Origin of the sequence: Flaviflexus sp. (genome assembly GCF_041440645.1) — a bacterium.
Lineage (GTDB): Bacteria > Actinomycetota > Actinomycetes > Actinomycetales > Actinomycetaceae > Flaviflexus.
Map to the genome: position 1 here is coordinate 1 of NZ_JASDVN010000032.1, position 26459 is coordinate 26459.

General features: G+C 60.9%; 25 protein-coding genes. 20 read left to right on the top strand and 5 right to left on the bottom strand.

The genetic code is table 11. From position 1 onward, the window contains the following. Positions 1-140: 140 nt before the first annotated feature. Positions 141-731, bottom strand: coding sequence for an N-acetyltransferase family protein (locus QMB98_RS04220; RefSeq protein ID WP_371684421.1), 591 nt, complete (start codon positions 729-731; stop codon positions 141-143). Between the two features lie 317 nt (positions 732-1048). Between QMB98_RS04220 and dapA the strand changes: the two genes are divergently transcribed. The 5 genes from dapA (at position 1049) to QMB98_RS04245 (ending at position 9219) form a co-directional block, all read left to right on the top strand. Next, the gene (dapA, locus tag QMB98_RS04225) at positions 1049-1948 is read left to right on the top strand and encodes a 4-hydroxy-tetrahydrodipicolinate synthase (RefSeq protein WP_371684422.1); all 900 of its coding nucleotides are present in this window, start codon (positions 1049-1051) and stop codon (positions 1946-1948) included. A gap of 368 nt (positions 1949-2316) precedes the next feature. Continuing rightward, positions 2317-3948, top strand: a complete 1632-nt coding sequence (locus tag QMB98_RS04230; RefSeq protein ID WP_371684496.1) for a ribonuclease J — start codon at positions 2317-2319, stop codon at positions 3946-3948. A 327-nt stretch (positions 3949-4275) separates the two neighbouring features. Continuing rightward, positions 4276-5304, top strand: a complete 1029-nt coding sequence (locus QMB98_RS04235) for an ornithine cyclodeaminase (RefSeq protein ID WP_371684423.1) — start codon at positions 4276-4278, stop codon at positions 5302-5304. A gap of 203 nt (positions 5305-5507) precedes the next feature. Further along, positions 5508-8039, top strand: coding sequence for a DNA translocase FtsK 4TM domain-containing protein (locus QMB98_RS04240; RefSeq protein ID WP_371684424.1), 2532 nt, complete (start codon positions 5508-5510; stop codon positions 8037-8039). 589 nt (positions 8040-8628) lie between these two features. After that, positions 8629-9219, top strand: a complete 591-nt coding sequence (locus QMB98_RS04245) for a hypothetical protein (protein WP_371684425.1) — start codon at positions 8629-8631, stop codon at positions 9217-9219. A gap of 10 nt (positions 9220-9229) precedes the next feature. On the opposite strand, the gene QMB98_RS04250 is transcribed toward QMB98_RS04245, so the two are convergent. Next, the gene (locus QMB98_RS04250; protein ID WP_371684426.1) at positions 9230-10561 is read right to left on the bottom strand and encodes a CapA family protein; all 1332 of its coding nucleotides are present in this window, start codon (positions 10559-10561) and stop codon (positions 9230-9232) included. Between the two features lie 47 nt (positions 10562-10608). Here QMB98_RS04250 and pgsA point away from each other — a divergent pair, with 47 nt between their 5' ends. The 11 genes from pgsA (at position 10609) to QMB98_RS04305 (ending at position 18655) form a co-directional block, all read left to right on the top strand. Continuing rightward, entirely contained in the window at positions 10609-11202 is a 594-nt protein-coding gene (gene pgsA, locus QMB98_RS04255) for a CDP-diacylglycerol--glycerol-3-phosphate 3-phosphatidyltransferase (protein WP_371684427.1), read from the top strand. After that, the gene (locus QMB98_RS04260) at positions 11186-11716 is read left to right on the top strand and encodes a CinA family protein (RefSeq protein ID WP_371684428.1); all 531 of its coding nucleotides are present in this window, start codon (positions 11186-11188) and stop codon (positions 11714-11716) included. The genes pgsA and QMB98_RS04260 overlap by 17 nt, the downstream gene beginning before the upstream one ends. Positions 11717-11784: 68 nt before the next feature. Then, positions 11785-12180, top strand: a complete 396-nt coding sequence (locus QMB98_RS04265; protein ID WP_371684429.1) for a helix-turn-helix domain-containing protein — start codon at positions 11785-11787, stop codon at positions 12178-12180. A gap of 51 nt (positions 12181-12231) precedes the next feature. After that, positions 12232-12456 (top strand): DUF3046 domain-containing protein, encoded by a 225-nt coding sequence (locus QMB98_RS04270; RefSeq protein ID WP_371684430.1) that lies wholly within the window; start codon positions 12232-12234, stop codon positions 12454-12456. Positions 12457-12654: 198 nt separating this feature from the next. Next, positions 12655-13716, top strand: coding sequence for a recombinase RecA (gene recA, locus QMB98_RS04275; RefSeq protein ID WP_371684431.1), 1062 nt, complete (start codon positions 12655-12657; stop codon positions 13714-13716). Beyond that, complete coding sequence (locus QMB98_RS04280; protein ID WP_371684432.1) at positions 13716-14216, top strand: regulatory protein RecX; 501 nt, start codon at positions 13716-13718, stop codon at positions 14214-14216. Before recA ends, QMB98_RS04280 begins: the two co-directional genes overlap by 1 nt. Positions 14217-14280: 64 nt before the next feature. Then, positions 14281-14859, top strand: a complete 579-nt coding sequence (locus tag QMB98_RS04285) for a hypothetical protein (RefSeq protein WP_371684433.1) — start codon at positions 14281-14283, stop codon at positions 14857-14859. Next, entirely contained in the window at positions 14859-15245 is a 387-nt protein-coding gene (locus QMB98_RS04290) for a hypothetical protein (RefSeq protein ID WP_371684434.1), read from the top strand. The genes QMB98_RS04285 and QMB98_RS04290 overlap by 1 nt, the downstream gene beginning before the upstream one ends. A 52-nt stretch (positions 15246-15297) precedes the next feature. Next, positions 15298-16854, top strand: a complete 1557-nt coding sequence (gene miaB / locus QMB98_RS04295) for a tRNA (N6-isopentenyl adenosine(37)-C2)-methylthiotransferase MiaB (protein WP_371684498.1) — start codon at positions 15298-15300, stop codon at positions 16852-16854. After that, complete coding sequence (gene miaA, locus QMB98_RS04300; RefSeq protein WP_371684435.1) at positions 16851-17762, top strand: tRNA (adenosine(37)-N6)-dimethylallyltransferase MiaA; 912 nt, start codon at positions 16851-16853, stop codon at positions 17760-17762. Before miaB ends, miaA begins: the two co-directional genes overlap by 4 nt. Beyond that, the gene (locus QMB98_RS04305) at positions 17759-18655 is read left to right on the top strand and encodes a hypothetical protein (RefSeq protein ID WP_371684437.1); all 897 of its coding nucleotides are present in this window, start codon (positions 17759-17761) and stop codon (positions 18653-18655) included. The genes miaA and QMB98_RS04305 overlap by 4 nt, the downstream gene beginning before the upstream one ends. Here the strand turns inward: QMB98_RS04305 and QMB98_RS04310 are convergent. Next, positions 18621-19241, bottom strand: coding sequence for a class I SAM-dependent methyltransferase (locus QMB98_RS04310; protein ID WP_371684438.1), 621 nt, complete (start codon positions 19239-19241; stop codon positions 18621-18623). The genes QMB98_RS04305 and QMB98_RS04310 overlap by 35 nt on opposite strands. 30 nt (positions 19242-19271) lie before the next feature. Between QMB98_RS04310 and hflX the strand changes: the two genes are divergently transcribed. Then, positions 19272-20747, top strand: coding sequence for a GTPase HflX (gene hflX, locus QMB98_RS04315; RefSeq protein WP_371684439.1), 1476 nt, complete (start codon positions 19272-19274; stop codon positions 20745-20747). Next, positions 20734-22575, top strand: a complete 1842-nt coding sequence (locus QMB98_RS04320; RefSeq protein WP_371684440.1) for an ATP-dependent DNA helicase — start codon at positions 20734-20736, stop codon at positions 22573-22575. Before hflX ends, QMB98_RS04320 begins: the two co-directional genes overlap by 14 nt. A gap of 226 nt (positions 22576-22801) precedes the next feature. Here QMB98_RS04320 and lexA read toward each other — a convergent pair whose 3' ends face one another. Beyond that, entirely contained in the window at positions 22802-23452 is a 651-nt protein-coding gene (lexA, locus tag QMB98_RS04325; protein WP_371684441.1) for a transcriptional repressor LexA, read from the bottom strand. Positions 23453-23630: 178 nt separating this feature from the next. Between lexA and QMB98_RS04330 the strand changes: the two genes are divergently transcribed. Then, positions 23631-23915, top strand: a complete 285-nt coding sequence (locus QMB98_RS04330; protein ID WP_371684442.1) for a hypothetical protein — start codon at positions 23631-23633, stop codon at positions 23913-23915. Positions 23916-23937: 22 nt separating this feature from the next. Further along, a complete protein-coding gene (nrdR, locus tag QMB98_RS04335; RefSeq protein WP_371684444.1) occupies positions 23938-24402 on the top strand; it encodes a transcriptional regulator NrdR in 465 nt (154 codons plus the stop codon). 189 nt (positions 24403-24591) lie between these two features. Here nrdR and QMB98_RS04340 read toward each other — a convergent pair whose 3' ends face one another. Further along, positions 24592-26430: an AMP-binding protein gene (locus QMB98_RS04340; protein ID WP_371684445.1), complete on the bottom strand. Its 1839-nt coding sequence runs from the start codon at positions 26428-26430 to the stop codon at positions 24592-24594. Between the last annotated feature and the right edge of the window lie 29 nt (positions 26431-26459).

The window sequence follows — 26459 nt, forward strand, 5'->3', positions numbered from 1 at the left end:
CCTCCTGGGCAGCGGCGGATTCCAAAACAAACTACACCCCCAATTATGAAGAGCCAGATTGATCCCCGCAGAAGCGGGGATCAATCATATGTGGGAGAAGGGAAGCGGAGCGCTACAGGAGTCCGTCCGCTACTTGCTGGTCAGTGGTTGTGGCCGGAGTGATCCTCGGGCTCAAGGACCGTGTACCAGCACTGCTCGGTCACGAGCTCATCTCCGAGCTCGAGGGAGCGCTGGATGCCGCGGGGTGCAAATCCTGCACCCTGGAAGAATCTGGTTTTGGCCTCGTCACCAACCATGATCCACACCTGCATCTCACCCGCGTGATCTTGTTCGGCAAACTCTGCGATGGCAGCGAGGAGGCGCGAACCGTGTCCCTTCCGGCCGTTCTTCCTCGGCACCTCGAGGGCCAGAATCTCAATGGTTCCCGGGTTGTCCTCGGGATCACCGATGAGAGCCTGGTCGGCGGGAGCGAGGGCGGCGAAACCGACGATGGCGGCGCCCTCAACCGCGGTCAGGGTGCGGTAGCTGGGGGAGGGTGGAGCTGAGATAGATGCGGACCAGCTCTTGGAAAGGTTCTCTCTAGATAGCTGCTCGGCAATCTCCCCCGGGAGATCGTGGTCGAGAGCGGCTGAGAGAGTTGCCTGCATGGTTGCCGAATGAATGTCACCAATGAAGGGGACGTCGGAGATGATCGCGGGCCGGACAAAGGAATCGGGAAGAGCTGCAGTCACCTCCCTAGACTATCGACCGCGGCCACCCCGGTCTACATCGCCCCATCCGTCAGCTCCTCGACCACGCGACTGAGTGAAGGAAGCATCAAGCAAGGAGTGACCGAGATTTTCACTACGGAGATCTTCGATAGAGAGGAAGGATGCACTAGAGGGGACTTGTCTGTCCGTCACTCGTGAGTCAGGTGTCCAGTAGAACAGGAGTGGGTGACGAAGGTGCATTGCACGGCCCTGACTTTTGCTTTATTCCACACTGTCCACATGGCTGACACTTGCCCCGCATGGGCCACAGAAGGCAATGAACGCGCTAGGGTTGGGTCATGGGTAGTACACCGTCTCGAACGTTTGGCTCCGTCGGAGTGGCCATGGCAACGCCATTTGCAACCGATGGATCGCTTGATATTGACGCTGCACGGCAGCTCGCCGCACATCTTGTTGATCAGGGAGTTGACTGCATCGTGCTCTCTGGCACAACCGGTGAGTCGCCGACCACGCACCAGCCCGAAAAGGACCTCCTCGTGTCCGAGGTGGTTGCCGAGGTTGGCGGCCGCGCCAAGGTCATCGCAGGTGCTGGCTCCAACGACACCGCGCACGGTGTGCGCATCGCCAAGGGTGCCGAGAAGTCCGGTGCTGAGGGCCTTCTGATCGTGTCCCCGTACTACTCCCGTCCTTCGCAGGAGGGCGTGTACCAGCACATCACCGCGATCGCTGACTCCACGGATCTTCCCGTCATGGTCTACGACATTCCGGGACGCACCGGGGTGAAGATTGCTGACGAGACGTTTGATCGTCTCGCCGAGAACCCAAAGATCAAGGCCGTCAAGGACGTCGCCGGCGACCTGCCCACCGGCATTGCCGTCTCTCGCCGTACCGGACTCGAGTACTACTCAGGCGACGACGCTCTCAACCTGCCCTGGCTGACCATTGGTGGATCCGGAATCATTTCCGTTGTCGGTCACATTGCCGGTGCTCGCTACCGCGCCATGGTCGACGCCGTGGACGCTGGCAACTACGAGGAGGCACGCACGATCGACGACGGCCTGCACTCCCTCGTCAACATCATCATGGGTGGCGGCCAGGGTGCCGTCATGGCAAAGGAAGCCCTCGCCATGACCGGCATCATCCCGAGCGCAACCGTGCGCCTTCCCCTTGTCGGTGCCGGTCAGAGCGAACTCGATGCACTGCGCAAGGTTCTCCGAGTTCAGGGCTACCTCAAGTAGGAGCTGACTAGGCGAACAGATGTTGAGTCTGGACGAACAGAAACCAAATCTGTAACGGTGTGGGGCAGTCGACTGACTGCCCCACACCCATGTCTCTCTGTATTGCCCAATAATCCTCGAGGCATTGCTTAATCATGCTCTACCGTCGGCCGCTACTATGGCCGCTACCTGCTCCTTTGATTGTTCATCTCCTCTCGCGGGGCTTCGCTTTAGACACGAATGCTGGGAGGGGCGCGGACGTGACAAAAATCTGAGCCTGGAAGAATCACCCGTGCCCAGTACAGAATCGGCGGGCTTCATGGGAGAATGACCATGTGAATTACGCTCGACCAGATCTTCTCAAGCCCGGCCCCCTCAAAAAAAACACCCTGAGGATTGTCCCTCTCGGTGGATTGGGCGAGGTTGGGCGCAACATGACCGTCTTTGAAATCAACGGACGCCTCCTCATCGTTGACTGTGGCGTGCTCTTTCCCGAAGAGGGCCAGCCCGGCGTTGACCTGATCCTTCCCGACTTCGAATACATCGAGGATCGACTGGACGATGTCGAAGCCATAATTCTGACCCACGGGCACGAGGACCACATCGGAGCCGTTCCCTACCTCCTGCGACTCAAAAACGACATCCCTGTCGTCGGCTCGCAGCTGACCCTTGCCTTCATTGAGGCGAAGCTCCAAGAGCACCGAATCACGCCGTACACCCTTCAGGTCGCTGAGGGAGACGTTGAGCAGTTCGGTCCGTTCGAACTCGAGTTTGTTGCAGTCAACCACTCCATCCCGGATGCTCTCGCCGCGATGATCCGCACCGTGGCCGGCAACGTCCTCATCACGGGCGACTTCAAGATGGACCAGCTACCACTCGACCGCCGCATTACCGACCTGCGTGCTTTCGCACGCCTCGGTGAAGAAGGCGTCGACCTCTTCATGACGGACTCAACCAACGCCGAAGTCCCCGGGTTCACGACCGCCGAGGTGGAGATCGGTCCCGTCCTCAAGCAGGTGTTCGCTGGAGCCACCGGACAGATTGTCGTTGCGTCCTTCTCTTCCCACGTGCACCGCGTTCAGCAGGTCCTTGACGCCGCCGCTGCAAACAACCGCGTCGTCACGTTCGTTGGTCGTTCGATGGTCCGCAACATGGGTATCGCGGCCGATCTTGGCTACCTGGACGTTCCCGATGATGTTCTCGTGGATCTGAAGAAGATCAACGATTACCCGGAATCGAAGCGCGTGTACATGTCGACCGGTTCGCAGGGTGAGCCAATGGCCGTACTGTCCCGCATTGCCAACGAGAACCACCCGAAGGTCTCGGTCGGCCCAGGTGACACCGTTGTCTTCGCTTCTTCCCTCATCCCAGGCAACGAGAACTCTGTCTTCCGCCTCATCAACGGGCTTATGAGACTCGGCACCAAGGTTGTCCACCAGGGCATGGCCCGCGTGCACGTCTCCGGCCACGCCTCAGCCGGTGAGCTCCTGTACTGCTACAACATCGTCCAGCCCACGTCTGTCATGCCGATCCACGGCGAGATCAGGCACCTCGTGGCGAACGGTGCGCTCGCGGTCAAGACTGGCGTTCCTGCCGAGAACATTATGCTGGCCGAGGACGGTGTCGTTGTCGACTTGGTCGACGGTCAGGCCAGTGTCGTCGGAGCCGTTCCCTGTGGCTACGTCTACGTCGATGGCTCGTCCGTTGGTGACCTCACCGAGGCTGAGCTCAAGGACCGTCGCATCCTTGCCGAGGAAGGCTTCGTCGCCATCTTCGCCGTTGTCGATCCCTCGAAGAAGGAGATCGTTTCCGGCCCCCACATCCAGTCAAGGGCCATGGCGGAGGATGACGAGGTGTGGGACAAGGTTCTGCCCGAGATCACCCAAGCCCTCCAGGATGCTTTGGATGATGGTGCTGACCAGTACCAGATGCAGCAGGCGATCCGCCGTGCCATTGGCCGCTGGGTCTCCCGCAGGCTCCGCCGCCGGCCCATGATCGTCCCCACCGTCATCGAGGTCTAGGCAAGAAGTAGGACGTCTAAGCAAGAAGTAAGACACAGAAGCGATTCGCTTCACCTGATGGGAGGGTTGCCGGCAGGCGACCCTCCCATTCTTTTCCGACAACACCAGCTGGGTAAGTGGCCCCAGATACGTCAGTAGTTGACGCTACGACCAGCGGTAATACCCGAGTTTGTGGTTCCAGGGCGTTTGGAAAAAATCAGAGAACTCGAAAATGCAACCACTTTCTTGAAACGTCTCACGTGTTGGGACTTCCTCCCTGTGATCTGGGGCCTTACGATGGGGTGAACAAGTATATAACGGACAACGTTGTTCGATTGGGAGGTTTCAATGACGCAGTTTGTGGGTGTTAACAACATGGTGCGCTGGATTCAGCGTGAGGGCGTCGAGAAGATCACTGGGGATATGATCGTGGAGTTGGAGTCCGACTTCGGTAAGTGGCAGTCGTTTGAGAAGATTCCCCGCATTGCCTCCCATTCCCCGATTGGAGTCATCGAGCTCATGCCGACGAGCGATGGTGAGCTGTACTCCTTCAAGTACGTCAATGGTCACCCCTCCAATCCGACACGTGGGTACCAGACGGTGACGGCGTTTGGGGCGCTCGCAGAAGTTGATAACGGATACCCGGTGTTCGTTGCCGAGATGACGCTCCTGACCGCTCTGCGCACCGCCGGCATCTCATCCCTCGTCGCCAAGTATCTGGCTCGCAAGGACGCGAAGTCGATGGCGATGATCGGTTCAGGCAGCCAGGCTGAGTTCCAGGCTCTTGGAATGAGGGCGGCTCTGGGGATCGAGAACCTCACCATCTACGACGTTGACCCACATGCCATGGAGAAGTTCCGGAGGAACATGGAGCCTCTCGGCTTCCACGTGACGCTCTGCTCGAGCGCGGACGAGGCCGTCCTGGGCGCGGATGTCATCACGACCTGCACAGCGGATAAGCAGCTCGCCACTGTCCTGCACGATGCTCAGGTCGCTCCCGGGGTTCACATCAACGCCATCGGTGGCGACTGCCCGGGCAAGACCGAACTCGACGTCAACATTCTTCATCGCTCCAGCGTGTTCATTGAGTTTGAGGAGCAGACCAGGATCGAGGGTGAGATCCAGCAGGTCGGTCCCGAGTTTGAGGTAACGGAGTTCTGGAACGTCATTGCCGGAAACCACCCGGGGCGCGTGAGCGACGAGGAGATCACGATCTTCGACTCGGTTGGCTTCGCCATCTCCGACTTCGTGGCGCTTAAGGTGTGCCAGCGGATGACCGAGGGAACGGACCTGCAGGACGACATTGACCTCATTGCGGACCCGGACGATCCGAAGGACCTGTTCGCCATGACGCTCGTGAGTTCTCCCGTTCGGTAGTCCAACCGCGCCTCGGAGACCTCCATTCTGGTTTCGTTGAACCGGTGGGGATTCGACGGAGCGGACGTGGGTGCGACTGACAATTGAGTCGCACCCACACTCGTGTTTCGGGAAGCTTTGTGAGCCAGTGACAAAAACCGCTCACCTCACGACTTCGGCGCGTGGGTAGGAAAGTGACTGGTAGGCGAACTATTCTCGAGTGTGTGAGTAAGTCAGAACCGAGAAAACCGGGGCGGAAGGCGTCGCAGGAGACGAGTGGTCGAGTGCGATCGGGTGGTCGCGTGCGTTCGCAGACCCCGAAAACGGAGATCCAGCCAGCAGCTCCTGTTGAGCAGGAGTCGCCGGCACGCCGTGATGGTCTAGCCCTGACCCTCATCGGTCTCGCCATCATCATTGCCCTGCGGGAATGGTTCCAGCTTTCCGGGGCACTCGGTTCCGTCATTCACCACATCACGGCCGGCCCCGTTGGCCTGCTCTCAATCTTCGTTCCGATCGTTCTCGTGTTCTTTGCGATCAGGCTGTTCAGAGTCTCGGCGCGGGACGCGAATAAGAACCTTGTCATTGGCACGGTCCTGCTCATCGTGGCCATCACCGGCATCCTCCACGTGGCCCGCGGCGCGGGCAACCCGATGGACGACATTGCTGGAGTCGAGAACGCCGGCGGCATTGTTGGCTGGCTCGTTGGTGGGGGACTGTCCTACCTGCTGTCCCCGTGGGGCGCGATCCCGATCCTTGTTCTCGTCGCGATCTTCGCGATCTTGTACGGCGCCTCCACCTCGATCCGCGACATTCTGGACATGGTGCGGGACAAGAAGCCCGAGAGGGAGGATGGGGTTGCGAAGCAGTCTCTCGCAGAGCGCATCAAGGCGAAGCGGGATGCTGCCCTCAACGAGGAATCCGAACCCTACGAGGAACCGTACGAGATCGATCAGGCTCCCGACCTGCCCAAGGTCGACATGGCACCCAAGCAGAAGCCGAAGGCGAAGACCGAGAACCCGCCGACTCAGACCCGCGTTCTGAGCCCGAAGGAATCCATCGATCTGCCTGCTCCGGCACCATCGCCCGACGAGTCGGCCGAAGAGCCTACTGTTTTCGAACAGCCGGAACTGTCCTCGAGCCTCGCCTACGAACTACCGGACATGAAGATGCTGTCCGAGGGCGCCCCTCATCTTGAGCGTTCGCAGGTGAACGACAATGTCGTGGCGGCGCTGACACGAGTCTTCGAGGAGTTCTCGGTCGATGCGACCGTGACCGGCTTCTCGCGTGGCCCGACAGTCACCCAGTACGAGGTCGAGCTTGGTCCCGGTGTCAAGGTCGAGCGCATCACCCAGCTCTCGAAGAACATTGCGTACGCCGTCGCGTCCGCCGATGTTCGCATTCTTTCTCCCATCCCCGGCAAGCAGGCCGTGGGCATTGAGATCCCGAACGCGGACCGCGAGACCGTTGTCCTCGGTGACGTCCTGCGTTCCTCTGTCGCTCAGAAGCAGACCCACCCGCTCGTTGTTGGTCTTGGCAAGTCCGTGCAGGGCAACTACGTCGTGGCGAACCTGGCGAAGATGCCGCACCTGTTGGTTGCTGGCGCGACCGGTTCCGGTAAGTCCTCGTTCGTGAACTCGATGATCACATCGATCCTCATGAGGGCCACCCCCGATCAGGTGCGACTTATCCTCGTTGACCCGAAGCGCGTTGAGCTCACGGTCTACGCCGGAATCCCGCACCTCATCACCCCGATCATCACGAACCCGAAGAAGGCCGCGGAGGCCCTCGAATGGGTCGTGGAGGAGATGGATCGCCGCTACGATGATCTCGCTTCCTTCGGTTACCGTCACGTTGACCAGTTCAACGAGGCCGTACACGCCGGTCACGTGAAGCCGCTTCCCGGTTCTGAACGCGAGATCAAGCCCTACCCGTATCTCGTGGTCGTGGTCGACGAGCTAGCCGACCTCATGCTCATCGCGCCGAAGGACGTTGAGGCCTCCATCCAGCGCATCACGCAGCTGGCTCGAGCCGCAGGCATCCACCTCGTGCTCGCAACCCAGCGACCCTCCGTTGATGTCGTCACCGGCCTCATCAAATCGAACGTGCCGTCCAGGCTCGCCTTCTCCACTTCTTCTTTGGCTGACTCCCGAGTCATCCTCGACCAGCCGGGTGCGGAGAAGCTCATCGGTCAGGGCGACGCTCTGTTCATGCCCTCCGGTGCCACGAAGCCGATCCGCGTCCAGGGAGCCTGGGTCGGGGAGGCCGAAATCGAGAAGGTCGTTGACTACGTCAAGGGCAAGATGGAGCCCGAGTACCGTGAGGACGTGACCGCGAAGCCCGAGGCGAAGAAGAAGATCGATGACGATATCGGCGACGATCTCGACATCCTCCTTCAGGCCGCGGAGCTCGTGGTCTCCACCGACTTCGGTTCCACCTCCATGCTCCAGCGTAAGTTAAGGATCGGCTTCGCCAAGGCGGGACGCATGATGGACCTGCTTGAGGCACGCGACATCGTTGGCCCCTCCGAAGGCTCGAAGGCCCGCGAGGTTCTCTACAAGCCCGACCAGCTACCCGAGGTGCTCGCCATGATCAAGGGCGAGGAGCCACCCGAGGGTGCCTACGAGTCACCCGTGGAGGAAGAGCCGGTTGACGGCACTCAGATCCTTCCCGCATCCGGGGTCCCCTCAGCTGAGGACTGCTGGGACGAGGATGATGATGATTCGGAAGATGCCTGGCAGCTGACGGGGCGAGGCTAGCCCCGATAATCGAGGCTAATCGCAACCACATTCAGGAAGGCTATGGCTCAAGGCCGTAGCCTTCCTTACTCTGGGCTGAGGAAAGCCGTGCGTGGCTCCCGCCCATGCCTTGCTGGTCGTGTCCCTCAGTGCGCTGGTTGTGGAGTCAAGCATTTTCGGCACTGGGGATAGTGCGCGGTGAGCTGTGTAGGGACTATTCCCTGTCCTTTTTGGGGCGCTTCCTGAGGCTGTCTCGCGAACCTGGGCATTCTCGCGAACCTGCTCGCTTCGTGGCTTGTCCCCATCGACAACCCTCTTCCCATGAAATTGACGATTTGGTGTCGCGGGCATAAGACGTGAGGTGCATCGAATGCTTGATTGACAAGGGGGGATGGAATACTCTCGCTCCATAAACTCGCAGGCGTTTCATCCATGCCAACATATCGATGAAACGCCGAAAATTGCCATCTCAGGCGTCCCCTCGTTGCGGCGCCTCCAGTGTCTCCATCGGAGATGCAAGAACGATCAGTCGTGTAACTGATTGCAGTATGACAACCCCACAGCTAGACGATACTGATGGTGTTATAGCCACCTATTGAGGACGTGTTCAATGATGAAAAAGTCAGTACTGGCATTCGGCATCGTTGCCGCTTGCGCAGTTATCACTTTTGGTGGCACGAAGCTATGGCAAAAGGACCAGACCGAGCTAAATCAGGATGTAGAGACGGCTCCGGTGGGCTATTCCTCATTCGAGGATGCTCAAGAGCATCACGACGCTACATTGCTGATTATGGTGAAATCTATGGATGGCAGCTACGCTGACTTCGGCCTTGACGGAAAGCCCAACTTTGATGGGGATCCGGGGCTCGGAATCGAATACTTCACTGCGCACGTCGTCGACGTCATCTCCGGGGATGAGTCCCTCATGGGGCAGAGCATCGTCGTGACGCAACTTGAGGCTGGCACCGTGAGTGAGTCCGAGGCCGGCGATCAAATCGAAGCTGGCAAGAGCTACGTGATTATCGCATTGTCCTTCGAGCCCAATCCGGGCACGATCGAGAGCCGGATATGGTCAACGCCTCTCGCGGGGCAAGGGGTTTTTCCCGTTTTTGACGGTCAGGTGTTCCCAACCAACCCCGATGTGTTTCCGGAGGTGTTTGAAGGAAACTCAGTCTCGCTCGACGTTCTTAAAACCCAATAGCTGGTATCAGCTACCGTCGTGGCTCAACAGATGTGGAGACCTGTTCGGGAACCTCGAGGCGCTCACTACTGCCGTCCGCTTCCATGACCGGGTAGGTGACGTTCGCTCGCTCCTGGAGTTCGGCATCGCTCAGCGTGAGATTGGCAGGACGACCGCCGCGTAGCTCCTCATTGAGGAAGTAGAGGCGATTGTTGCCCGGAGCGTCCTGGGTGACAACGGTCCAATCGAGGCGGTCAACGGTTGCGGGGCCTTCGGCAGGAACATCGATGGTGGCGGTGCCGAGGTATCCGGTGGTCACGCGGTATCCGTGGTTGGCGATGGTCTGGCCGGAGATCAGGTTACCCATGGACCAGGCCACCCACATTCCCTCGCCCCGCGGGCCACCCTCGAGCTCCGTCACAGGCTCGGGAACGTGGGAATGGTTGCCATAGACGAGGTCGACCTGGCCGGAATCGGCAAGCTCCTGAGCAATGTGGAGCTGCTCATCAATTGGCTCCGACACGTACTCAGTACCCCAGTGCATGGAGACAACAACGAGGTCAGCGCCGTCGGTGCGAGCCTGTTCCGCCATGTTAATGACATCGCTCGTCTCGTACGGTCCAAGCTCACCAATGACGAACCAGGACCACGGCTCGTTCGCACGAATCGGAATGCCGTTCGTCAGGGTCGTGGCGGAGATGTTGGCGACGGTAACCGTTCGTCCCTCGACCTCAAGATCGTAGAACTGAACCTGCTTGGACTCTTCCTCCGTGCGGGCCCCGCCGTGGAAGCCCATACCGTTCTCTTCCAGAACAGTGTTGGTCCGTTCCACACCCGCGAAACCACGATCCATCGTGTGATTGGTTGCCGTATTACACCCATCGAAACCAACCTCCTTGAGGGAGGGGACGAGGTCAGCGGGCGCGCCGAAGGTTGGATAACCCGAGTACTCGGTTCCCTCAGGTGCGATCGGAACCTCGAGGGAGCAAAGGGCAAGGTCTGCTCCGCTGATCCACGGTTTGATCGCCTCGTACTGGTATGTGAAATCGAACGAGTCTGGTCCCGTCTGAGCGGTCTGATAGATCGAGGGGTGGAGAAGGATATCGCCGCCGGACACGATGGTCAGCTGTGCAATCGGCTCGGAATCGGCCGTCGCCCCCTCGGTGGGAGACTCGGACTCGCTGGGGGAGTCGGACTCCGTTGACTCATCGGTCGGATCAACCGTGGGACCCTCCGTCACGTCAGTTGTTGGTGTTTCCTCATTGGCTGATTGCTCACCATCATCATTGGTGGAAACAGAGCTGCAGGAGGCGAGGAGGAAAGCACTCGAGAGAAAGAGCGCACCGAAGCGGCGGGAAGACATGGGTCAAGCATAGGTGATGGTCCGCGATTAGGACGTAGGCTTAGAGGGTGAACAAACAAGATCCCGTACCGGTTCTCAACATCGCCAATGTTGTCACCGTCATCAGGCTCCTCCTGATCCCGGCCTTTATTTGGGCATTCTGGGAAGCCGACACCACCTCCCGGTGGATCGCTACCGGGATCTTCTTCGTGGCCGCCATGACCGACAAGCTCGATGGCTACCTGGCGCGCTCGCGGAACCTCATCACCGACTTCGGGAAGCTCGCCGACTCCATCGCGGACAAGGCGCTCATCGGAGCGGCACTCATCATGCTCTCGTGGCACGACATGTTGCCCTGGTGGATCACTATCGTCATGCTGGTCCGCGAACTCGGCATCACGATCATGCGCATGTACATGAAGCGCAAGGCCGTCATGGCGGCGGGTAAGGGCGGCAAGCTCAAGATGATGCTGCAGTCCCTGTTCATTGGTGGCCTGCTTCTGCCGTGGCGCTCGTTCCTCCCGGACTGGGCGGCAACCGGCATAGAGTGGCTGACCTGGGTCCTCGTGGCCGGCGCCCTCATCACCTCCATCTGGTCCGCCATCCAGTACGTGCAGGACGCAATCAAGATCAGCCGTGAATACGATGGCGACTCCCAGTAGCGAACCCCATCACCTCGTGGCCGCTTCCGAAGCGGCCACGATCCTTCTCGAACGGGGAGAGACAATCGCGACCGCGGAATCCCTGACCGGGGGACTGGTCAGCGCACGCCTCGTCGAGACCCCCGGCATATCAGCCGTCCTCCGCGGCGGTGTCGTGTCGTACACGAACGAGATCAAGGCCAGGGTGCTCGGTGTTGACCGGGAGGTGCTCGACACCGTCGGTCCCGTCAGCTCCCAGGTGGCGGTTCAGATGGCGTCGGGAGTGGCGAACCTGACCGGCGCGGAGCACGCGGTGTCCACGACAGGTGTGGCGGGTCCGGGACCCTCTGACGGTCACCCCGCGGGCACGGTCTGGATCGGGCGGGAGGACGGAAAGGCCACTCAGTTCCTATTCCCGGGCGACCGAGGAGATATTCGTTCCTATTCCGCGTCCTGCGCAATTATTCTCCTGGCCGGACTTGAGCTACCGGCGGAACTGGCTCAATACCAACGCTTGACGCAATCCTGGAAATAATCTGAGTGACCCAAGTGGTTCGCGGAATATCGGGAACAAATTAGGGAATCGTCTCGTTGTACTATTCGATGGCAATGGAAACACGTACCGGCGTTAACCGGAAAAAGAACCCAGAAATTGTACGCCCGCGCGACCTGGGCGGCTCCAAGTCGTCCGAACCTGTCCTTCTCCGTCGTGAACTCGGCGAGGTCCTGCGTGCATACCGTCAGCGTCAGGGCCGCACGCTCCGCGAGGTGTCCTCGGATGCTCGCGTCTCGCTCGGCTACCTGTCCGAGGTTGAGCGTGGCCAGAAGGAAGCCTCCTCTGAACTGCTTCTCTCGATCTGCCAGGCCCTGAACGTGCCCCTCGGCCACGTGCTGCGCCTCGTCGCGGACCGCATCGATCTCTCGGAAGGCCGGGTGCCCCCGAGCTTCCGTGTCCCCGACACCGTGCAGGAAGCACTCGCCGAAGCCGGCGTGAACTAAACTGCAACACGCTTGAGCCGCGGCATTTGCCGCGGCTTCTTGCGTCCCGCTATGAATCACTCAGAATTCTGGAAAGTCGTCGACGAAGCATTCGGCGCAGCATACGGCCAGGCCCTCACGAAGTCCCTGGCCCTACCCGAGCTCGGCCACCGCACAGCGGTCGAGCTCCTCGACGATGGTGAGGCACCGCAAAAAGTGTGGACCGCCATCTGCCACGAGATGGATCTTGACGAAGAGACCCAGTACCTCCACCGGCGCCAGCCAAAACGGACATAGGTCGGCGTGGTTCGTTCATTCGAACGAATGTTCAGTTAGTATGTTCTCCGGAGCAACGTGATCGCGGATGTCCACAACGAGGATTTCTGACGATTTTTGTGTCTAAGGCGTGGCCTAGCGTTGCTCTTAGGTTGCCGCTCGGCGAGGGCGGGTTCCCTACCGTTCGCCTGTTCTATCCGCCCTATTCAAGGAGAAATGATGGCTGTGAAAGCTGAAGACCGCCAAAAGGCACTCGATACAGCACTTGCCCAGATTGACCGCCAGTTCGGTAAAGGCTCGATTATGCGGTTGGGGGACCAGACGGCGCAGAGCGTGAAGGTCATTCCCACGGGTTCCGTGGCCCTTGATGTGGCGCTCGGAATTGGCGGACTGCCCCGCGGCAGGGTTATCGAGATCTACGGTCCGGAATCCTCCGGTAAGACCACCGTTGCACTCCACGCGGTCGCGAACGCGCAGCGTGCAGGTGGCATCGCAGGCTTCATCGATGCGGAGCACGCGCTCGACCCCGCGTACGCACGCAAGCTTGGTGTCGACACCGACGCTCTCATCGTGTCCCAGCCCGATACTGGCGAGCAGGCGCTCGAGATCATGGACATGCTGATCCGTTCCGGAGCTCTCGACATCGTCGTGATCGACTCCGTTGCGGCCCTTGTTCCCAAGGCCGAGATTGAGGGCGAAATGGGCGACTCGCACGTCGGCCTCCAAGCCCGCCTCATGTCCCAGGCTCTCCGCAAGATCACCGGCGCTCTCTCCGCGTCCGGCACCACCGCGATCTTCATCAACCAGCTGCGCGAGAAGATTGGTGTGTTCTTTGGCTCCCCCGAGACCACCACGGGCGGTAAGGCGTTGAAGTTCTACTCCTCGGTCCGCCTCGACGTGCGTCGCATCGAGACACTGAAGGAAGCCGGTCAGCCGATCGGTAACCGCACCCGCATCAAGGTCGTGAAGAACAAGATGGCCCCGCCGTTCAAGCAGGCCGAGTTCGACATCCTCTACGGTCACGGAATCTCCAAGGAGGGTGGCCTCATCGACATGGGTGTCGAGAACGGCATCGTCCGCAAGTCCGGTGCCTGGTTCACCTACGAAGGCGAGCAGCTGGGGCAGGGCAAGGAGAAGGCCCGCGCCTACCTGATCGAGAACAAGGACACGGCTGACGAGATCGAGCAGAAGATCCTTCAGAAGCTCGGCATCGGCGAGTACGCACCCGTCGATAACGCGCCGGCCGAAACCAACGAGGAAGAGATTCCCGACGAGTTCTAATGAAGCTCACCGGTGAGGAAACCCCGGAAGAAATCCGCGAGGAGGCCCGGGCGATTGTCTTGCGCCAGCTGACCATGACCGACAGGTCCCGTCAGCAGCTCATGACCGCCCAGGTCTCCCGCGGCGTTCCGGAGGACATTGCGGAGGAGATCGTCGACAGGTTCGAGGAGGTCGGACTTGTCAACGACGAGAAGTTCGCGAACATGCTCGTTCGGAGCCGAATGGCGGAGAAACCCGTCTCGAAGAGGGGGCTCGCCAGGGAGCTCGACAAGAAGGGCATCGATCGCGAGACCGCCGAGGCGGCCCTCGAAGAAGTGAGCGTCGATGACGAGCGGGAGGCCGCTCTCGAACTCGCCAGGAAGAAGGCCCGCGCCACCGAGGGGCTCGACCGCGAGGTCCGTAGGCGACGCATCTACGGCGCGCTTGCTCGCAGGGGATTCACCCCCGACCAGTGCATGCACGCGCTCCGAGTCGTTCTCGATGATGACGAGATCTATTGAGAAAGAGCATTCTAGGCGCTAGTCTTGAATAAGTAATTTCAAGGCCCAAGGCTTGGTGTTGAGAATGTTTGTTCTAACCATCGATCAGATCGGTTCCCGCAAGGGAGGCGACGAGGTGCCCGCGCTACTCGATGCGCTCAACGAGTACGACATGGTTCGCGAGTTCGAGCGGACCGCGGGAGACGAGGTCCAGGGAGTGACGGACGAAGCCTCCGTTGTTCGGTGGATCAGCCTCAAGCTTTTACGCGATGGGGGATGGCACATCGGCATCGGCGTCGGTGACGCCGAGCTCGGGAGCTCTGCTCGAGCGGGCACGGGTCCCGCCTACCTCCACGCTCGCGAGGCAGTCGACCGCACCAAGTCCCTCAACAGGTTCTCGCCCTCGATCGCTGTCGGTGGCGATGGGGAGGACGTCACGGCGGCAGAGTCAGTGCTGAGGGCAGTTGGGTTCATTTTCGCAAATCGCACCGATGCCCAGTGGGAGGCCATCGACGCGCACCGCGGGGGAGCCACGGTCAAGGAGATTGCGGCCTCCCTCGGCGTCAGCGTCGAGGCAGTGTCCCAGCGGCGCGGGCACGGGGGACAGGTGGTTGAAGAATCCCTGTGGCCCACCATTGACCTGCTGCTTGGAAGGAGCGCGTGATGGAGGTCGTGGTCGCGATCGTCGCGCTTGCCGTGTCCGCCTTCCTCGGTTGGCCTGTCGTTGAGGGAGTCTTTGCACTCGTGCGGGTTGTGCCGGACGAGTGGGAACGGAAGAACGACCTCGTCATTGAACCTCCCGCGCCCCAAAAGAAGCACGTGCTGCTTGGTGGTTCCGTGATCGGAATACTCGAGAGACTCTCGATCACGGGGCTCGTTCTCGTTGGTCAGCCCGGGCTCATCGCGGTCGTCGTTGCGATCAAGTCTTTGGGCAGATGGGCGGAGCTGCAGGAGGATCCCGCGGTCAACGAACGGTTCATCATCGGCTCGCTCGCCAGCTACTTCTGGGCCGGTCTGTGCGGCTTTATTGCGCTACAGATCATGGACTAATTATTTCTGCTGGTGAGGTCTCATGGCCCTAGAATGGGGGGCGATGACTGAGATGACTATTCCCCGCACCTATGCGATTCGCACCCTCGGGTGCCAGATGAACGTCCACGACTCCGAGCGCCTCGCTGGCATGCTGGAGTCGGCCGGCTACCAGCACGTTGATACCGTTCCGGAAGCCGCGCTACGTGCGACGGATGCGGGGGACGAGGGTGCGGACATTCTCGTGCTCAACACGTGTTCCGTGCGTGAGAACGCCGCCAACAAGCTGTTCGGTAACCTCGGTCAGCTTGCCGCGGTCAAGCGTGAACGCCCCGGCATGCAGATCGCCGTCGGTGGCTGCCTGGCACAGCAGATGGGCGACGGAATCGTCGATCGCGCCCCCTGGGTAGATGTCGTACTCGGAACCCACAATCTCGATGTTCTTCCCACACTTCTCGAGCGTGCCCGCCACAACCAGGAGGCCGCCGTCGAGATCGAGGAGTCGCTCAAGGTCTTCCCCTCCACGCTTCCAACGAAGCGCGAATCGGCGTACGCCGCATGGGTATCGATCTCTGTTGGTTGCAACAACACGTGCACGTTCTGCATCGTTCCCCAGTTGCGCGGCAAGGAGCGTGACCGCAGGCCAGGTGAGATCCTCCAGGAGATCGAGGCCGTTGTCGCTGAGGGCGCCATCGAGGTGACCCTGCTCGGACAGAACGTCAACTCCTACGGTGTTGGTTTTGGTCAGAAGGGCGCGTTCGCCGACTTGCTGCGTGCCTGTGGCCAGATTGAGGGACTCGAGCGGGTTCGCTTCACCTCCCCGCACCCGGCGGCCTTCACCCAGGACGTCATCGACGCGATGGCGGAGACTCCGAACGTCATGCCGTCCCTGCACATGCCGCTCCAGTCGGGGTCGGACCGCATTCTGCGTGCCATGCGCCGCTCGTACCGTTCGAAGAAGTTCCTCGGCATCCTCGATTCCGTGCGCGAGAAGATCCCCAACGCCGCCATCACCACCGACATCATCGTCGGCTTCCCGGGCGAGACCGAGGAGGACTTCCAGGCCACCCTCGACGTTGTCGAGCAGTCGAGGTTCTCCTCCGCCTTCACGTTCCTGTACTCGCCGCGCCCCGGCACGCCCGCTGCGGACATGGAGGACCAGGTTCCCGCCGAGGTTGCGAGCGAACGCTACAACCGCCTTCTCGCGCTCCAGAACCGGATCTCCACCGAGGAGAACGAGGCCATCGTGGGTCGTACCGTCGACATCCTCATCGCCGAGGGCGAGGGGCGTAAGGATGCGGACACGGCGCGCCTGACGGGCCGCGCTGAAGACAACCGGCTCGTGCACGTCGCCCTGCCCGATCACCTGCGCCACCTGGCCGGCACCTTCTCCTCCGATGATCACGCCTTCGAGTTGCCCCGCCCGGGTGACATGGTGCGCGCAACCGTCACGCACGGCGCACCCCACCACCTGCTTGCCGACTCGGCACTCGAGGGCGGCACGTTTGAGATCATCCGAACCCGTGCGGGCGATGCGTGGGCAAAGGACAAGGCCCGCGTCGCTGAGCTTGAGGCCGAGGCGCGTGGTCCCGTGTCCCTTGGTCTGCCCACCATCCGCCCCAGGTCATGATTCTCGCCATCGTTGGCCCAACCGCCGTTGGCAAGTCAGCGGCGGCAATTGAGCTGGCGGTGCGGATCGGCGGAGCCGACGCCGCGGAGATCGTTGGCGCTGATGCCATGCAGCTGTATCGGGGCATGGACGTGGGAACGGCGAAGGTGACCGCTGAAGAACAGCGGGGGATACCCCACCACCAGATCGATGTTCTCGACATCTCGCAGGAAGCTTCGGTTGCCGCATATCAGAAGCACTCCCGCGCCGACATTGACGCCATTGTCGCCTCCGGCAAGCTCCCCATTCTCGTGGGTGGTTCCGGACTGTACGTGTCTGCCGCTCTCGACAAGATCGACTTTCCCGGTACCGATCCGCACGTGCGTGAACGCCTCGAGCGTCGGGCCGAGGAGATCGGCGCAGATGCTCTGCACGCGGAACTGGAGGCCATCGACCCCGAATCAGCCAGGGTCATCGACCCCAGGAACGTCAGGCGCGTTGTACGCGCCCTCGAGGTCAACGAGGTGACGGGCAGATCCTTCCAGCCCGTTTTTCCCCGCCACACGTCCCACTACGACGGCACAGTGGTTGTGGGGTTGGAGATGGGGATGGGGGAGCTGGAGAACCGGATCGCGCTTCGCACGGACCTCATGTTCGAGAGCGGTCTTCTCGAGGAGACGAGGGCACTGCGGGAGCGGGGACTGGACGATGCTCCGACGGCCCGGACCGCCACCGGATACCGGGAGGCGCTTGCCGTGCTCGATGGTGTCATGACCGTGGACGAGGCGCGGGAATCGGTCACTTTCGCCACCCGGAGGCTCGTCAAGAAGCAGCTGACCTGGTTCAAGAGAGATCCCCGTATCGAGTGGGTGACCCCGGACCTAGCTCCGGCAAGACTGGATGAAATCGTCAGTAGAATGAACCCATGATCATCCCCGTTCTTGAAGGCCTCACACTCACCAAGGGACACGTTGGCAGCAGCGACGCAATCATCGTTCCCGACCTGACAGCATCCCGCACCATCACCCCCACCGACATTCACACCATCTGCGACCGGGTTCGCGGCATCGGTGCGGACTGTCTCATGCGAGTGGTGATCGCGGGTGATGGGGCGTGGCGCCTCGACGCATGGGACTCCGACGGCGCGCCCGCGACCGGGAACAGCTCGCTGCTACGCCTCGCCGCGCACTACCTGCGCGTCTCCGGGCTCGTTGACCTGGCCGATGGGGAATCTGTCGTGTTTGTGTCCGAGGATGGTGAGCAGTACGTCAGCAGGACGGGACTGCGGTACTCCACGGTCATTCCGCCCGCAACGCCTCTCAGCAAGGAGGCCGTCGAGCGTGGCTTTGACGTTGCCGTCATGCTCGATGGCGTGAGCGGTGCACGAGGCGGCATGAGGGGCGGTCTCACGATCATGTCCCAGAACCCCAGCGTTGTCGTCGCCGTCGAGCACGAGGACGAACTAAACTCCGCGACGGGCAAGGGCAAGGCCGATCCGGAGATCCCGGGTGCGGATCTTGTCCTGGTGGTGCCGCTTGGCGACACCACCATCATTGATTTCGACGGCGTGGAACGACCCGTCACCCAGTTCCGTGCGCGCACCTTCATGGACGGTCGGGAGGTTGCGAGCGAGAAGGGCCTGAGGGACGCTGCGATCGCGCTACACGCATGGGCGGGAGACACCGCTTCCGGGATCTACTATGCGCGCAGCTTTGGGCTGGACATGGAGATCCGGTTCGCTGGTGACGGTATCGAGATGACCGGGCCGGCCGAGATTGTGGCCGAATTTAACCTTGCAGGGATTGTGGGCGAGGGGCGCTGACGTCGAGGACGCGGAACCCGCCAGAGGATCCGATGCGTTCCACCTCGTAACCCTGCCCCTGCAACCAACTCCCGAGCGAATCGGCACCAAGGTTCTTGGACACCACGATGCTGGCGGTGCCGGTCAGGTACTGGAACCAGTCGAGCAGAAGCTGGTGAAGGGGGTCCTTGCCGATGCGGACCGGGGGATTGGACCAGAGTCCAGCGATCCCGTGCTCCTTGGCGATCGCGAGTCCCTCCTCCGGGGTGGCGACCTCAATGTTGGCAAGGCGAGCCCGCTTCGCGTTCTCGCGAGTCAGCTCGCGTGCCCGCTCGTTGACGTCAACGGCAAGGACTCGCGCGTTTGGGGAGGCCGTGGCGAGAGCGAGAGCAATCGGACCCCATCCGCACCCAACGTCGACGAGCAGACCATCCTCGGGCGGATCGATGACGTACTTGAGGAGAACCTGTGTTCCCTTGTCGAGGCGATCGTGGGAAAAGACACCACCGGACGACGTGATGTCGAACCGGGTGCCGCGGATCGTGAAGGAGTGCTCGCTTCGCTTGTCCGGTGCGGCTGGGTCGGGGGAAAAGTAATGCTCTGACACAGAAACTAAACTACCGCAGGGGAGCGCTCCGTGAGACAATGGGAGCGCGAAAAGGAGACTCTTATTACCGAACGTGACATTTTTTCCCGCAAGGGAACAGCCCTGCAGGCGGATGCTGACTATCGTCCAGAGTATGCCGGTGATGAACTTGAACGAGAACAGCGCTCGGCGCTTCGACGTGTTCCTAACCTCTCGACCGAGCTTCAAGACATCACCGAAGTCGAATACCGCCAGCTTCGCCTTGAAAACGTTGTGCTCGTTGGCGTGTGGACGTCAGGTACGGCCGAGGACGCCGAGATCTCGTTGAGGGAGCTCGCGGCCCTCGCTGAGACAGCGGGTTCCGCCGTTCTCGCGGGCGTCCTGCAGCGCCGCGACAAGCCGGACAACGCAACCTATCTGGGTTCGGGCAAGGCTCACGAAGTTGCGGACCTCGTAAAAGAAACCGGTGCCGACACGATCATCGTCGATACGGAGCTGTCGCCTAACCAGCGCCGTAACCTCGAGGACGTCACGAAGATCAAGGTCATTGACCGCACCACTCTCATTCTTGACATCTTTGCCCAGCACGCGAAGTCCCGCGAGGGTAAGGCCCAAGTCGAACTCGCACAGCTCGAATACCTGCTTCCCCGCCTGCGTGGTTGGGGTGAATCCATGTCCCGTCAGGCCGGTGGCCGCGTCGGTTCCGGTGACGGTATCGGTTCCCGCGGTCCCGGTGAAACGAAGATCGAGCTCGATCGCCGCCGCATCCGCGACCGCATGGCGAAGCTCAGGCGAGACATTGCGAACATGGAGCCGGCGCGTCGCACGCAGCGCTCCAACCGCCGCCGCAACCACCTCCCGTCCGTCGTTGTCGTGGGATACACGAACGCCGGCAAGTCATCTCTCATGAACCGCCTGACAAACGCTGGTGTGCTCGTGGAGAACGCGCTGTTCGCAACCCTCGATCCGACGGTGCGCCGTAGCGAAACAGCGGATGGTCGCACGTACACGATCTCGGACACGGTTGGGTTTGTGCGGTCCCTGCCGACCCAGCTCGTTGAGGCCTTCCGGTCCACTCTGGAGGAGGTCGCCGAAGGCGATCTCATGCTTCACGTGGTTGACAGCTCCCACCCCGATCCGGTCGGTCAGGTGAATGCGGTCCGTGAGGTTCTGAGCGAGGTCGAGGGTGCTGAGGATGTTCCCGAGGTCATCGTGCTCTCGAAGGCGGATCTGGCCGACCCGGTCGATCTTGCTGCCCTCCGGTCCCGGTTCCCGGGTTCGATCGTTGTCTCCGCCAAAACCGGTGAGGGCATCGACGAGTTGCGCGAACTGATCGCAGAGAAACTACCCAGACCCTCTGTTTCCGTCGATGTCGTCGTTCCTTTTGATCGCGGGGATCTCATCTCCCGCGTTCACACCGATGGTGAGATTCTGTCCGAGAAGTACAGCGAGGACGGGACCGTTCTCAAGGCTCTCGTTGATGAGGAACTGGCGGCCGAGCTCGTGGAGTCCAGTGTCGGTCACTGAGGTTCTCGATGATGTTGTCGGCACGATCGGTGGTCAGCGTCGCGAGGGTCAGGTTGAGATGGCGGAAGCCGTCTACGACGCCCTCAATGACGGTGGTCATCTCCTCGTGCAGGCCGGCACCGGCACCGGCAAGTCGATGGGCTATCTCGTGCCCGCGGCACTGTGGTCCGCAAAGACCGGCCAGAAAGCCATCATCTCCACCGCCACACTTGCCCTGCAACGTCAGATCACCCAGGAGGACGCTCCTCGCGTGATCGAGGCGGTCAAAAAGAACACAGGGGTCAAGGTCAAGACGGCACTCCTCAAGGGCTGGCAGAACTATGCGTGCCTCAAGCGCGTCAATCAGGACTCAGGACAAGAGGCGCTCTTTGATGCTGCCGAGGCCACCGACATGGGCAAGCAGGTCATCCGCGCCCGGGAGTGGGCACTCAACTCCGAGACAGGAGACAGGGACACTCTCGTTCCCGGTGTGCCGGATCAGGTGTGGCGCCAGATCTCCGTGACCAAGCAGGAGTGCGACGGCAAGGACTGCCCACTCATCAATGAATGCTTCCCTGACCTGGCCCGCCAGGAAGCCATGGAAGCCGACATCATCATCACGAACCACGCGATGCTCGGGGTCCAGTCCTCCAAGGTTGAGGTACTGCCCCCAGCCGGCGCTGTCATCATCGACGAGGCGCACGATCTCGTGGGACGCGTGACCAGCCAGCTCACCATCCGCATCGGAGCACCCGACATCAACCGCATCGCTCGCATGATGCGATCCTCAGGAAAGCTCGACTCCGAGTTCCTGCGCCACGGCGATTCCCTGCTCGAGGCTCTGAAGGAGATGGACGGGAGGATCCGGATGGTTCCCGACCAGGTCCGTGAATCCCTGGGAGCTATGGCCCGCACGCTCAAGGAGTCCTGCGAATCCGAGCAGTTCGCTAAGGCCTTTATCGCCGACGTCGATGACCTCCTGTCCGAGGAGGGCAAGTTCGTTGTGTGGGCGAACGAGGAAACACTCTACGGCGCACCACTCGACGTTGCTGGCCCCATCGCGAACGAAATCTTCTCCGAACGAGCCGCGATTCTCACCTCCGCAACCCTGGAGGTTGGTGGCTCCTTCGACCCGATGGCCTACCAGGTGGGCTTGGCGTTCCCCGATCAGGGGCCGTGGACCGGCATGGATGTGGGTTCCCCGTTCGACTACGCCAAGCAGGGCATCATGTACATTGCCTCCGACCTGCCCGCGCCGGGACGCGACGGTCAGTCGACCGACGCTCTCGACCGCATGGTCGAGCTGATCCGCGCCTCCGATGGTGGCGCCCTGTGCCTCTTCTCCTCCCGCAGGGGTGCCGAGGTCGCGGCCGAATACTTCCGCAAGCACGTCGATTTGCCAATCCTGTGCCAGGGAAAGGATCAACTCTCGACACTTGTTGACGAGTTCAAGAACGACGATCGAACCTGCCTCGTCGGAACCCTATCTTTGTGGCAGGGCATCGACATCCCGGGTCGAGCATGCCGGCTGGTCATCATCGACCGCATCCCGTTCCCGCGCCCCGATGATCCCGTCTCACAGGCTCGCACAGAGCAGGTCGGTAAGCGTGGCGGCAATGGATTCATGCAGGTCTCGGCAACCCATGCGGCGGTCCTCATGGCTCAGGCATCGGGCAGGCTTCTGCGCAGCACGTGTGACAGGGGAGTAGTTGCCGTGTTCGACTCCCGCCTCCTAACCAAGGCGTACGGCGGTTACCTGCGCGCAGGCATGCCACCCATGTGGCCGACAAAGGACCTTGAGCTCACGAAGAAGTCCCTGCAAAGGCTCGCGAGGGAAGAAGCCAACTAATCGCGTCAGCGTCCTTTAGGTCCGATCAGTCGCCTTGACGATCCTTGCGAGGGCCACGGTAGCCGAATCCGGATTGGTCCCGGCCAAGTCCTCACGGCCGACCCAATTTGTTCAAACCGTTCTTAGTGCATACCCTCATTGGTACAGATCCTCAGAAGTCAAAAACAAGCACTGCCTCTCCACGAGTGACCGATGAGTGGCAGTGCCTGATTACTTATATTTTCTTCTAAAGTGAGCGAATGACGGTGACGACGCGCCCAAGAATTGTTGCCGTATCGCCCGGAATGGGTGCGTAGGAGTCGTTGTGGGGCAGTAGCCACACGTGACCGTCCTTGCGATTAAACGTCTTGACCGTTGCCTCCTCATCGAGGAGAGCCGCAACAATATCTCCATTGATGGCGTCCTGCTGACGACGCACAACGACCCAGTCGCCATCGAAGATGCCGGCATCGACCATCGAGTCGCCAGACACCTCAAGCATGAACATGTCTCCGTTGCCTGTCATCTGGCGGGGGATGGAGAAGACGTCCTCCACCATCTGGTCCGCAAGGATCGGGGTGCCGGCCGCGATGCGACCAACAAGTGGTACGTTCACGGCCTCTGCGTGCTGGCTGCTCTCGTTGATCTCCGCGACGTGATCGTCACCAAGAGCGGCGTAACCAGTGTCGGTCAACATGAGGGTGCGGGGGCGACGCGGGTCGCGTGCGATCATCCCGAGTTGCTCGAGCGTGTCGAAGTGGTGCTTGACGGAGGAAGGGCTGGTCAGACCGACGCCAGCACCGGTCTCTCGCATCGTCGGGGCGTAGCCGTTGTCGGCAATGAATTGACGTAGGTACGCCAGGATCTCTACTTGCCTGTCCGTAATGTTCTCGGTCATTGCCACTCCCACAGGGTGAATCAAGGAAAAAAGTCTGTCCGAACCGCTTCGTAACGTAAATCCAGGATATGCGGCAACGAGGTGAACAACCAAACACTTGTTCTAATCGGCATGTCGTGTATAGAATACAAACAGTTGTTCGGGAACAAATGTTCGAGAGAGAAAAAGGAGATCAGCCATGAGTGCTCTTCTTGTTACGAAGCCCCAGCAGACTGAGTTGCAGCCCGTGAATCTGCCTCGACTTCGCGCAGTTTCTGCGAAGCCGGCGATTGACGTCCCGCAGTTGTCACCGGTGGCTCCCGCGCCCCGTCCGCGCCTCTCCGTTGTGTCGGAACAGCACGAGCGCGTTGTCAGCACCGAGCACCAGGGCCTCGAGCGCCTCGTGGGAGCACTGAAGGTCGGCGTTATTGTTGCCGCCTCCGTGGCCTTCGCTATTGGCCTTCAACTCTGGCTCTCCCTCTAGACACCCCGTGTAAAATGGCAGAATGCATTGCCCCTTCTGTCATAACACCGACTCCCGAGTAATCGACTCGCGCTCCCTCGATGAGGGACAGGCGATTCGCCGGCGTCGCGAATGCCCGGCATGTAAGCGCAGGTTCACAACGACAGAAACAGCCTCGCTCGTTGTGGTGAAGCGTTCCGGTGTGACGGAACCGTTCTTCCGAGAAAAAATCATTGATGGCGTGCTGAAGGCGTGCCAGGGTCGCCCCGTAAGCAGGGATGACCTAGCGGTCCTTGCCAGCCAGGTCGAAGAGATCGTTCGAGCCACCGGTGCTGCGCATATCAACTCAGACGACATTGGTCGAGCCATCCTTGGCCCGCTCCGCGAACTTGACCAGATTGCCTACCTGCGGTTCGCGTCTGTGTATCTCAACTTTGAAACCCTTGATGACTTCAACGAAGCGATCGAGGAGCTACGTCAGAGCAAGGTCGAGGCCACGGTCGAGTAGGAATCGTCAACTCACCTTCGAGCGCACTGAGGAAACTGAGCAAACGTAGATCTCAGGTGACCTCATATTCGTCGTTAAATGGCGAGGTTCAGGAACAAGAGCAAGAAGTGTAGGGCGGATGGTTGCCATGATTGGCACCATCCGCCCTACCTTTATTCTCTGAGGAGCCCGGCTCTTCAGAGAATTGTCTTACTTGTCTGCAGCGGTATCGGCTTCGTTGTTGGTCGCCGAGTCAGTATCTGATTCCTCGTCGGTGACCTTTGCCTGTGCGTTCTTGCTGACAACGTTGTCGAACTGTTGACGGAGTTCGTTTGCGCGTCCCCTCAGGTCCTCACCGGTCTCGGTCAGCTTCTTGCGCCATTCACCCGCGGTCAGCTCAAAGTTCTCGAGCTGTTCGCGGACGCTACGACGCATGACCTTGCCAAGCTGGGAGCGGGGGAGTTCGTCAAAGACGGCAATCGACTTCGGCATGGAGTAGTGGGACAGCTTGTCCTGGGTCCACTTGCGGACGTTTTCGAGGTCGATGGAGGCACCGGGCTCGAAAACGAGAGCCGCCACAACGGATTCGCCGCGGGAACCGTCGGGCACGCCGACAACAGCAACGTCGGCGACACCCGGCATGGAGCGAACGACTTCCTCCACCTGCGAGGGGTAGATGTTGAAGCCGGAGCGGATGATCATTTCCTTCTTGCGGTCAGCCATGACCAGGAAGCCATCGTCCCAGCGAGCAAGGTCACCCGTCCGGAGCCACTCCCCATCGATGAGGGTGGCGGCGGTTTCCTCGGGCTGGTTGAGGTAGCCGACAAAGACGTTGGGGCCGCGAACCAGGAGTTCGCCAACTTCGCCTTCCGGTAGCTCTTCTTCGATGTTCTCCGGATTGACGATCTTGGCGTCAACGGAGGGGAACGGGAGACCGAGCGTCGAGGGACGGCGGTCAGGTGAGACCGGGGAGCCGGAGAGGACCGGAGAAGACTCGGTCATGCCGTAGCCCTCGATGACGAGGGAGTCGGTAGCCTCCTCCCAGCGGTCTGCGAGCTCGGGGAGGAGCGGCATTGCACCAGACACCGAGTAGCGGAGCTTCGTGAACGGGTTCTCGTCTCCCATCTCGGCAAGGATCTTCTCGTACATGGGAGGAACACCCGCGAAGAAGGTGATGGGGTGGCGCTTGTTGGAGGCGATGAGCATCTTCGGATCGAACGTGGGAAGAATGTTCTGCGTGGCCGCGAGTCCGATCGAGAGCACGAGCGAGAGCATCATGCCGAAAGCGTGGAAGAAGGGGAGGATGGAGGCGATGGTTTCCTCGCCACGATCAAACTCATTCAGCCATGCAATGACCTGGGTGTAGTTGGACATGAGGTTGAAGTGGGTGAGGCACACGGCCTTCGGGGTGCCCGTGGTGCCGCCGGTGTGAAGGTAGACGGCAACGTCATCTATCTCCGGTCCCTCTGCCACGAAGTCGGCTGGGGCGGACGCCACCATCTTCTCGAACGAGTACACGTGGCTGGGAACCCTGCCTCGCATCTTGTCCCGCTGCGCGCGTGCTGCCTTGAGGGGGAGCTTGAGAAGGAGCTGCGACCGCTTCGGAAGTGCCGCGGTCAGATTGACGGAGATGATGGTGCGACCGGGAAGCTGGTCCGCCAGCTTCTCCAGGGTCTGCTCCCAACCGATCACGACGTGTGCGCCGTGGTTGTCGATCTGAGCAACGAGTTCGGAGGTGGAGGCGAGCGGGTTGTGTTCGGCGAGCGTTGCCCCGATCGCCCACGTTGCGTAGGCAACGGCCACGTGCTGGGTGCAGTTGGGGAGTATCGCTGCAACCACATCACCGCGCTTCACCCCTGCGAGGGACAGCATGGAGGCGGTCTTCTTCACCATCTCGCCAAGCTCCGAATAAGTGGTCTTCTGACCGATGAAGTCAATGGCGTGACGGTTGGGGAAGTCCGCGATCGCGCGATCTAGCAGGTCGGTGAGTGGGACGGTCGGTAGTTCGATCTCGTCCGGCACTCCAGCAGGGTAATGGGCTCTCCCCATAGCGTTCTCCTTCTCACGTAAAAACGGTA